The sequence below is a fragment of the Lacisediminihabitans sp. H27-G8 genome, from assembly GCF_046156175.1.
GTDB lineage: Bacteria > Actinomycetota > Actinomycetes > Actinomycetales > Microbacteriaceae > Lacisediminihabitans.
Genome location: NZ_JAYLVL010000011.1, coordinates 1 through 9,478 on the forward strand (window position 1 = coordinate 1; position 9,478 = coordinate 9,478).

The following is a 9,478-nucleotide window of genomic DNA, read 5'->3' on the forward strand; positions in this document are numbered from 1 at the left end:
ACATCCTCGCCCGCTCCCGCATGCGAGCCCTGCCCGATACCGGAAGCGAGGTGAACACCGACACGATCATGGCCCTCAGCGCCTAAAACGAAGGATCAGCAGTTACACCACACCACGGGACTTGACCCCGGCACTTCGTGCTGTTAGCTCGTCGTGGTCAGATTGTCGATGTGATTCAGTAATTGGGTTCTATCAGCGACCAGCGCGGGCCGAACTTCCATCGCCCATGGGCTGACGGTGGTGTTGTAGGGGTTACCGCGTTTCGAGATAAGTGACTTGGCGCGGGTCAGAATCACTCCGTGACGGGCGCGGGACAACATGACGAGAAGAACCCGATGTTCTTCCTCGATCTGTGCTTTCCCTTTCGCGAGGAAGCTGGGAATGTTGCCCTTCTCGAAGCCGGGGATGAAGACCCAGTCGAATTGTTGGCCCTTCCCGGTGTGAGCGTTGAGTAGGTGCACTCCTGGCCCGATTGCTTCTTCTCCTTCCTCAAGGATTCGCAGTTGCGCCATTGCGGCTCCGATTGATCCGGCCTCTTCGGCCAGCCCCTCCAGTTGCTCGAGGGCGTCGATCACGTCTGCGGCAGTGTCCACGTCTGCGGGATCGATCCGCCCGATGACGTCAGTCCTCAGCGCCCCGAATGTGGGGGCTCCTCCGAGCCGCGTGACGCCCTCATTAAGCAGTTCGATGATTCGGGCGTCGTCGACTGTGAGATCCCATCTAGTGCTTCGGACTTCCGACGTGGCGAACACCGCATCGATGGGCTTTCGTCGCCACCCGGACCGGCAGATGACCCCGATGGTAGTGTTCGGTTGCTTTGCCAATATTCGCGCCGAGGTTGCTTCGATGAATTTTGCCTCTTCTGCGCCGGTGTTGAACGCGAGCCCGCTGGTGATCCCACCTTCATGCCAGACGTCGGGATCATCAGGCTCGAGCGGTTGGCCGCCAAGACCGACGGAAACTGTATTGAGCAGGTCGAGTACTCGCGGCGACGATCGGTAGGAAACTCCAAGACCGAGCGGGTCGCCGCTGAGCTTCCTGAGGAGTCTCTCCACCTCTACCGGTTTAGCCCCCGTCCAGCTGTAGATTCCCTGAAGAGGGTCGCCCACGAAGGTGCGACTCTGCTCGGAGCTTCGCAGGGCGAGGTCGAGCTGCTGCGGTGAAAGATCCTGAAACTCATCGACCAGGATCGCGCCATAGTGATTGCGGTAGAGGGCTGCTATCTCATTCACGCGTAGCAAGCGTTGCGCGTGCCGGAGTAGGTCGTCGAAATACAGGGCGTCACCGGCCTGTCGTGCCTCTTCGATGGTTTGAGACTGGCTGATCCCGATTGCTCGAAGTGTCTGCAGCACTTGGGTATCGTCGTGCGGGCGTTGCTTTGCCTCGCGGAGATCGTCTTCGATACGTCTGCTGAGTTCGCTTGCGTCTGCCTCGGATAACTCGTCAAGGAATAGTGCGATCGCGTTGGCTTGAGATCGCTTGTCTGGCATCTCAAATCCGGGGTCAACAGCGAGTGTCAGTCCGTGGGAGCGGACAATCTCCGCGGCATGACCATGGAAGTTGTGAACGGTGACGTAACGACGTTTCCGTTCGACACCGAGAACGCTCACGAGGCGACTATTCAGGTTGGCTTTTGCCTTGTTCGAGAAGGTGAGGGCGAGGATTTTCTGATGCGGGCGGAGGGTCGGGATAAGGAGTTCCGCACGTCGCGCCAAGAGTTCGGTCTTTCCGCAGCCGGGAGGGGCGATCACTAACAGATTCTGCGCGGGCGAGCTGACGGCATCCTCGAACGCGGCGGAGTCACTCATTTGCTTGAGAGTGTCTGAAGGCGTGCCACAAGCGACGACACGCTGTCGATCTTCAATGCATCGTCGGCGGTAAGCGATTTCGAGATCGCTAGTGCCGCGGGGACTTTCCGGTTCGCGGTCTTGGTGCTGGAGCGGCAAAATTTGGCCAATTCGGTGACTCCGACGTCGGCGAGTGTACTCACTCCGCATGAGGAAAGGACGCCTGATTCTTGGGCCACCCGGGCGGTGATGAGTCGCTGTGCCACTTCTGGGGCGCCCAGTGCACGGCAATATTCTTCCTCGAGGTCGACTTTGGAGATGAACACGTCGCGGCCGATGACGTGCTTCGGCTTTCCGCCCACGGCGCCAACCCATCTCGGGCTTTCGGCTTCATCAACGAGCCCCAGCACCTGAACATTGAACCCGTGAGGGCCGAGCAGTTTGTATACGGTTGGGAAGTTCTCGGCCCCGCCGAGTTCGAAAACGATTGCGCCAATCCGGTCGAGAGAAAGCCCGCGCGCGTGGGCGACTGCTTCAACGATGAGTCGATCCGCGATGCCTTCGACGAGGATTGCGAATCGAGCGGTGAGCGCCTCGAGCATGCGGGGTGACCACCAGTGGGCTTGTGTTCGTTCTTCTACTGAGAACTGGGCGGGGTCGATTTGGTGGCAAGTGCCGTCTGGGTTGACGGCCACAACTTGGGTCGGGTCGAACTTTTGCACGACGTAGGGTGAGTGGGTCACGAGGATCTTTTGGTTGATCTCCTGCGTGAGAAGTTCTGCGACCGTGCGCTGGCTCAGCGGGTGGAGGTGGAGTTCCGGCTCATCGATCGCGATGACGTTCGCGGCTTCCTCGGCTAGATCGAACAGAGTCATCGAGATCAGCTGCCTGACTCCGTCGGACTGTTCCGACAAGGGGACGAATGCGCCTTCTCGGGAGAAGTACATGGATACGTTTTCGAGAACGGATTCGGTGGGATCTGCGGAGGTGCGGATGGACAGGTCGTTCGCGTCGATCGATCGCGGCATGGAGTTCGACAGGTGTTCAGCCATGCCTTCACGGAGGGTCGTCAACGCTTTGCTCTCCTCGAGCTTGTCGTTGAACGAGTCCAGCAGGCTTCCAAGTGCGGCTTTCTCATCTCCGAGTTCGGACTCGACGGCTTTGAGCAGAACTTGAACGGCGCCGTTGGAGCCCTCGAGTTGGTTTGCCGATGAGGTCCGGACGGCTGGCAGGTAGCGCCAACCAAAGGCGACGAGTTGTTCGCGGGAGGGTGGGCGCACCTCGCCTCGGCCGGGGCACCATCGGGAGATGAGCACTGATTCCGGGTCCTCAGGATCGACCTGGACTTCCAGTCGAACGTCAAGCGACTCCGACTTGTCTTTCGGGTCAATGTCGATCTCGCGATGGAACAGGGTTCGTTCATCTTCGGTGAACGCATTGAAGGTCGCGTTGATGGTGAGCGGCGTGTTGAGGTCGCGTAGGTCCCGGATTGAGAGTCCTTGGTACAACTGTGCGGTCGCGCCGAACAGGAGATTGAGGAGACGTAGGAGTGAGGTCTTTCCGACATCGTTGGCGCCGACGACGACGAGATGCCCTCGGACGGCGACGTCGAGATCCCGCAACCGTGTGTAGTTGTTCACGGTGATCTTGATGAGACGCATCGGCGGGTCCTCCTTGCCCACACCACGTCTCCCGGAGCGAGACTTGAAAGCGCGTGCACTGCCATTGTGCCGGTGAGGGAACAGTTCCTGTAGCCACGGACAGGTGGAGTCGAAACTGGCTCTGATGGCGAGCGCCGGTGACTAGATGCGCCGCTGTCGGAATCGGTACTCGTATAAGCGGTGCTGGGTTGGACGGCGAACGCAGATGGATGGCTAACGGCCACCCCCGTGTTCGAGATGATCTCAAATGACTGGACGATTACCAGTGGCGGAGTCGAGGTTCGAGGGCACGGAATCGTAATTCGACCAGACCAGTATCCGCATGATGTGACCGGGCAAGGACGAGCCAGCTACCGAGTGGGTGCAGCACCCGACCATCTCGATAGCGCGACCTGGGACTTCGCTCCGGACCGCGGTTCAACCTACTTCACCGGCCCGATCAACGATGCGCCGTGGGGCGGCTATTCAACCGACTCTCCGTTCTAAAAACTAGGGAGCCTCCCGTAAGGATTCGCTAGCCTCAAGGAACTGACAGCACCGTCGATTTTCGGGATGATGCGCCCGACATCAGAAAGGGAGAGTAGTTCATGGTGATACCCGACGGATATGCCCTCCTAGAGAAAATCAGCGAGACGCCGTCAGCTCAGGTCTGGACTGCACAGAGCGCTACTGGCCAAGCCGTCGTCCTGAAGACCGCCGCCGACGTGCGCCAGGTGCAGAAGCGTTTTGAGCGCGAACTCCTAGCGATGGTTGCGACCGCGAATAGGCATGTGATGCCGATTCTCGACTACGACTCCTCGCACAGTTGGTATGGCATGCCACGCGCATCGCGTGCTCTATCTGAGATGGATGTGCCCTGCTCGGTGTCAGAATGCCTCGACGTTCTCGAGGCTGTTGCCATAGGGCTCGGACCTCTTCATGCCCAAGACCAGGTGCACCGCGACCTCAAACCTCAAAACATTCTGTGGCTCGAAAGTGCGCAAGGCGCTCGGTGGGTCGTTGCAGACTTCGGTATCGTGCGCAATCCTTTGGGCCTAACAGCATCCAAGCTAACTCACGCTGGCGGTCTGACTGGAAGCGCCGGGTGGGCCGCGCCGGAGCAATACACCGACGCCCACGATGCGACGGTGAGTGCGGATGTGTATAGCCTCGGGGCAATCGCATCTTGGCTGCTGACCGGGCAACCGCCGTCCTACGGACATGTGCAGATGCCCTCCGATCCTCGTCTTGGTGCTGCTATCCGCAGGGCGACGAGGCCACGAGGATCAGATCGTTTTGCGAGCCTGGACCAATTCGTGAATGCCTTTACCAAGGCCACAAAGCCGTTCGTGGGCACGTTCGAAGCGCTGATTCATCAAGGGGAGTGGGCCGAAGTGAGCGCCTATGTTCTCGGGCAGCCGGCGGAACACGCGCGCCTGGTCCGTGCGCTCGCGAAATTATCGCAGTCCGACGTCAATAGGTGGGCTGCAGGCGATAGCGCCGGCATGGTCGATGCGGTGACGGATCTCCTAGGCGAGGTGCCCGCGATGAGCTACAGCGATATGGATTCGTTTCTATCTTGGTGTGTAAGCGTGCTCAGGGTTCTGACCAACGCAAATCAACTTGAGCCGGCCGAGCGCATCGCCACTGTACTGTTCGCTACCACCGCGAGCGTGGATCAATTCGTCCCGGCGCGTGCGATCCTCGATTGGCTCTCTGTTCTTCCTCGGCGTCCGGGCGAAGCGATGGAGCGTGCGCTGCACTCGTCGGAGTCATGGGAGTTTTTCCAGGAGAGGGCGCGGGACAAGTTCGAGAAACATACAGACACTGCGTTGATCGCGAAACTGCGTGAAACCTGAAGCGCAGCTTTTCACCGTGGTATTTGGTCATACAACCCAGCGGTCACGGTGCAGATTTGGCGTCTGCAGCCAGCATGAATCGGCGCGCAATCATCTTGGGGACGCGTTAGAAATCCGACTGACTACGCAAATGACTACGCATGGGTGTTGGTCAATACGGCTTCCCCATCGACCGATGCGAGTAGTTCAAGAAGGTGAGCGGCACTAGCCTATTCGGATAGAAGGAGCGCAGGGCGCCATCCACCCATGAGCAGGGGACCGAAGCATGACATCTGTCGCAGAACACCTTCACAGCGTTGACGGTGTCATCTTCAGCAACATCGAGTCCCTTATCGATGACCGCGGGCTGCTCTCTCAGAACGTGCTCGCACAGCTGCGGAACCTAGTAGAGGGAGTCGCAGTTCTCGTCAACACTCAGGATGTAACAGCCGAGTATGACTACCCCGCCATTGAGTCGGGACTGGCCTCTCTCAAATCGAACGGGAAGTTGTCTTTCCTTAGCCGCTTCTACAGGCAACTGCAGCCGAGTACCTCGCACTACACATTTGATGGCGACAGTTCCGAACGGCTCATGCTGAAGTATTTCGCCTACCTGTACAAGGTTCGTGACCTACTCAAGAGGTCATTTCGACTAGACCTCCTCGCGAACCTCGAGAACTTTCCCATCGACCTTGATCCTTCTCTGCGCGAGTACCATCTGAAGATCGCGGAGCGCATCGAAGCAGCCAGTATTCTCGCGCCCGGACCCGAGCGCGCATCCCGCTATTACGTACTCAAGACGCGTCCGTTCTTCACGAAGGGGCGCGTGTACTACGAGGTCACCTTCGCAACGCCGTCTGACAAACCAAGCATCAGCAAGTTCGATCGAGTGATTGCCTTCTCGGATCTAGACATCAACGACAAGCACGCGGCAACGCTCACGCTCGTCGGAGACTCGATTGATGTCCTGGGTCAGACGATGCCCATCACATTGATCACCGCTTGGGAGGTGTCAATCCGACAATGTGAACTCGAGAACTTCTCCAGGTTCTTCGGACCGCGATCACGAGTCGACACCCGGAGCCCCGAGTACAAAAACGTAATGAGGTATCTCACCCAGACCGGATCCACGCTACTCGAGCTGGTCGATCTTCCGGCGGAAGCCTATAGCCAAGTAAAGACCTGGGCGCTATCCGAGACCAAGTCTCCAAGCATCTACCCGACCCTGGACAAGGCGCGCGACCTAATCGGCAGTAGACGGCCCGGATACCTCCTCATCCGCTACCTCATGCTCTCAATGCGAAACGTCGTTATACGAAAGCAGTACAACAAGGACTCCTGTGGGAGGCTTTCAAATCTGCATCTCCAGTGGGGCTGCATTCCATTCGAAGAGATGCCGTTCTGCACCTACCCGATGGGTCACCGACCGCACTTCTGGGACCTCCTGGAAGCCATCGATCCGGCGGGTCGAACTCACGAGCTGCTCGCTCGCCGGATTAGCAACAACATTGACCGCAAGGGCATGCTCTACACTCCGCTCTCGGAACTCGAAGACTTCGGGGATGTCTCGGCGCTCGTCGAACAACACAACGCTCTCCTTTACGGAAACGCTAGGCACCAAGCGCGGAAACTGGAGATCGATATGGGTCATGTGTTTGCGCATGGGTACGAGGACGAAGTCGTTGACATCGTCCACAAAGTGCAAAGCCACTCAACAAGCGGCGTCGGCGGATGGGAGACAGCCCTCACAAGGTGGGTTGATGAACAGCCAAAGGAATTCGACGACGAGACGAAGGTCGCCGCGCTGACGTCACTTTTCAAGGACTCGAAAGTCGCACTGATATACGGCGCCGCAGGCACTGGAAAGTCAACGATGATCAATTACCTCGCCAACTATCTGAATGACAAGCCGCTCCTGTTCTTGGCCAACACTCATCCCGCCGTTGACAACCTGCGCCGCAAGGTACGCGCGCAGAATGCGGACTTCCGCACCATTGCCAGCCACAACTGGAGTGGCGGTTCATCGACCGACTATGAAGTTCTTGTCATAGACGAATGCAGCACAGTCAGCAACGAAAGCCTCATGCAGGTCCTCAGCAACACAAAGTTCAAGCTTCTACTTTTCGTCGGGGATATTCACCAAATCGAATCGATCCAGTTCGGTAACTGGTTCAGTATCATGCGATCCTTCCTGCCCGCGTCATCCGTATTCGAGCTAGATAAACCGTGGCGTTCGGATAACAAGCAGCTACTGGCGCTCTGGGACAAGATTCGCAACGTAGAAGATGACATCACCGAAGCGATGACCCGTGGCAACTATTCAACGCCTCTCAGCGAGGAGTTGTTTGGAAAACGCAAGGAGGACGAGATCATCTTGTGCTTGAACTATGACGGGCTTTACGGCATCAACAACGTGAACCGGTTCCTGCAAAGCAGCAATTCGAACCCTTCAGTCGATTGGGGGCCCGCGACATTCAAAGTGGGCGATCCAGTCGTCTTCAACGACAGTGAGCGCTTCAAGCCGCTGATCTACAACAACCTCAAAGGCACCATCGTCGGAATAGACGTAGAGCCCGGAAAGATCCGTTTCGAAGTTGACCTGACGCGGACAGTTACTGAGCTCGACACCTGGGGGCTTGACCTCACTTGGGTTCGCGACTCGGTTGTCGCGTTCGAGGTCTACGAGCTGGCGAACAGCGATGACGACGATGCTCCCTCGAACACCTCGGTTCCCTTTCAGGTCGCCTACGCCGTGTCAATTCACCGAGCGCAGGGTCTCGAGTACGAATCAGTCAAGGTCGTCATTACTGATGCGAACGAGGACGGAATCTCGCACAACATTTTCTATACCGCCCTGACCCGTGCCCGGGAATACCTTCAGGTGTTCTGGACGCCCGAGACGGAGCAGGCTGTCATCGGCAAGCTCGAACGGAAGTCAAGCTCGAAAGATGTGGCGCTGCTACGACAGCGCCGCGAGTTCGTCGCCTGATGGCAACTTCTGAGGACCCCGCCGGTGGCGGCGAGATGAGCTACAACAACGGGCTGACGCTCTCCAATATCCGTCGGCGTGCGGATAACGGATGGACTGTCTGGTCGGTAGAGAATCCAAACCAGCTAACAGCCGTGGCTGGTTACCTGCGGTTCAAGGCGCATCACGGCTACGCTTTCTATCGCGGTGAAAGCGCTCTCCGCGGCACGATGCTGGCGAGCGCGTTTCGGCCTCATGCGGACGGAAGTGGGCACCAGGGTCTCACTCAGCTGCAATTTGACGGACATGCAGCAGCGATGCGCACCTACGTCGATCGGCTATTCGGTGCCGCGTGCGCATGCACTGGCGGTCCCTTCTCGTTTGCCAACGCCCACCGGTGTTTGGAAGTTGCTAGTCGAGCGTCGCGTTCGTCTGCGGCACTTGTGTCTGGCACGTACCGTGCCGTGGTGGAGCCTCTGCTGCAGCACTATGGGATCAAGACACGGTGGCTGGATGTTGTCGACAACATCTGGGTTGCCCTGTGGTTTGCCTGCTTCAGGCAGGTGAGCGTTGGAAGGTATGCGCATCACGTCAGGCGTTCGGTTTCAAGCGAGGGGGTGTCGGCAAAGGCCTACGTCATCATCTTCCAGACTGAGCCTCTTGAAGAGACTGGTGTTCCGGGATACCGCGTGGGGCAGCGCACTCGCGCGGTGGACCTCCGATACAGCGTGCCCTCGGTGTACCTTCGCCCTCACGCTCAGCACGGCGCGCTCATTGCTCCGGCGGTAGTAGGGGGCGACCTCCTTGGGAGTCTCCACGAAAGCGTCGCCGGCGTGATCGAGGTCGGCCTGAACGATGCTCTAGATTGGCTCGGGTCAGGGTCGATGACATCTGCCGGCACCCTTTTCCCATCCGCCTCGTTCGATGACGGATACCGGCGGCTACTCGATTACGCTCCAGAACCGCCACCAAAAATGGGAAATCTGACGATATTCGGGCCGCTTGTCTAGTTTGTGTACCGTCGGCCGAGTGTGACCACTAGCGAGAGCGATGGGACGGCTATCGGGGTGCGCCTCGTCCTGCGCACCGGTCAGACTGTCTCGCGGCGGCGTTCGGGTGGTCAAGTCCCGTGGTGTGGTGTAACTGCTGATCCTTCGTTTTAGGCGCTGAGGGCCATGATCGTGTCGGTGTTCACCTCGCTTCCGGTATCGGGCAGGGCTCGCATGCGGGAGCGGGCGAGGATGT

5 protein-coding genes are annotated in these 9,478 nt (G+C 58.5%); 3 read left to right on the forward strand and 2 right to left on the reverse strand.

What is annotated here, in order from left to right; all coding sequences use genetic code 11:
* Nucleotides 1–143: 143 nt before the first annotated feature.
* Together VLI63_RS17550 and VLI63_RS17555 are read right to left on the reverse strand one after the other, a co-directional pair.
* Nucleotides 144–1,808, reverse strand: a complete 1,665-nt coding sequence (locus VLI63_RS17550) for a UvrD-helicase domain-containing protein (RefSeq protein ID WP_409158141.1) — start codon at nt 1,806–1,808, stop codon at nt 144–146.
* The gene (locus VLI63_RS17555) at nt 1,805–3,448 is read right to left on the reverse strand and encodes an ATP-dependent nuclease (protein WP_409158142.1); all 1,644 of its coding nucleotides are present in this window, start codon (nt 3,446–3,448) and stop codon (nt 1,805–1,807) included. The genes VLI63_RS17550 and VLI63_RS17555 overlap by 4 nt, the downstream gene beginning before the upstream one ends.
* Before the next feature lie 587 nt (nt 3,449–4,035).
* Between VLI63_RS17555 and VLI63_RS17560 the strand changes: the two genes are divergently transcribed.
* The 3 genes from VLI63_RS17560 (at nt 4,036) to VLI63_RS17570 (ending at nt 9,243) form a co-directional block, all read left to right on the forward strand.
* Entirely contained in the window at nt 4,036–5,286 is a 1,251-nt protein-coding gene (locus VLI63_RS17560; protein WP_409158143.1) for a protein kinase domain-containing protein, read from the forward strand.
* Between the two features lie 265 nt (nt 5,287–5,551).
* On the forward strand, nt 5,552–8,254 hold the full coding sequence (locus tag VLI63_RS17565; RefSeq protein WP_409158144.1) for an ATP-dependent RecD-like DNA helicase: 2,703 nt from the start codon (nt 5,552–5,554) through the stop codon (nt 8,252–8,254).
* Nucleotides 8,254–9,243, forward strand: coding sequence for an FRG domain-containing protein (locus VLI63_RS17570; RefSeq protein WP_409158145.1), 990 nt, complete (start codon nt 8,254–8,256; stop codon nt 9,241–9,243). The genes VLI63_RS17565 and VLI63_RS17570 overlap by 1 nt, the downstream gene beginning before the upstream one ends.
* The last annotated feature ends 235 nt before the right edge of the window (nt 9,244–9,478 follow it).